Source organism: Bradyrhizobium sp. 197, from assembly GCF_023073375.1.
GTDB lineage: Bacteria > Pseudomonadota > Alphaproteobacteria > Rhizobiales > Xanthobacteraceae > Bradyrhizobium.
This window is the reverse complement of the sequence record NZ_JADPJJ010000019.1, coordinates 1-888: the sequence shown is the minus strand read 5'-3', so window position 1 is coordinate 888 and position 888 is coordinate 1. Positions and strand designations below refer to the sequence as shown.

At 65.0% G+C, this 888-nt stretch carries 1 protein-coding gene; it reads left to right on the top strand.

Going from position 1 to position 888, the window contains the following annotated elements:
- Window positions 1-888 (top strand): mannose-1-phosphate guanylyltransferase/mannose-6-phosphate isomerase (locus tag IVB27_RS05325; protein ID WP_247441950.1); only part of this gene is annotated, 888 nt, incomplete at both ends.

Sequence of the window (888 nt, the reverse complement as noted above, 5' to 3'; positions counted from 1 at the left end):
CGCTTCGTCGAGAAGCCGGACGCGGTGAAGGCGGCCGACTACGTCAATTCCGGCTATCTCTGGAACAGCGGCAACTTCATGTTCCCGGCCAGCGTGCTGCTCGACGAATACCGCAAGGTTGACGCGGCGAGCGTGGAGGCGATCTCCAATGCCGTCGCCAATGCCGGCCGCGATCTCGGCTTCGTGACGCTGGAGCCCGAGGCATTCGGCGCGGCCAAGGCGATCTCGGTCGACTATGCGGTGATGGAGAAGACCGCGCGCGCAGCGGTGGTGCCGGTGTCCTGCGGCTGGTCCGACGTCGGCTCCTGGCACGCGGTGTGGGAATTGTCCGAGAAGGACGCGCAAGGCAATGCTTCGCACGGCAGCGCCGTGTTCGAAGATAGCCGCAACTGCAACGTCACCACCGATTCCGCGCTGGTCGCGCTCGAAGGCGTCGACGATCTCGTCGTGGTCGCGACCGCGGATGCGGTGCTGGTCTCGCGCCAGAAGGATGCCAACGGCCTGAAGCGGCTCGTGACCAAGCTCAAGGCGGTGGCACCGAAGGTCACCGAGGAGCACCTCAGGGTGCATCGGCCCTGGGGCAGCTACCAGTCGGTCGACAATGGCGAGCGCCACCAGGTCAAGCGCATCGTGGTGAAGCCGGGCGGGCGTCTGTCGCTGCAGAAGCACCATCATCGCGCCGAGCACTGGATCGTGGTCCGCGGCGCCGCCCGCGTCACCGTCAACGAGACCGTCAAGACGGTGCACGAGAACGAGTCGATCTACATCCCGATGGGCGCGGTGCACCGGATGGAGAACCCGGGCAAGATCATGCTGGAGCTGATCGAGGTCCAGACCGGAAGCTATCTCGGCGAAGACGACATCATCCGGATTGAAGACGACTATCAA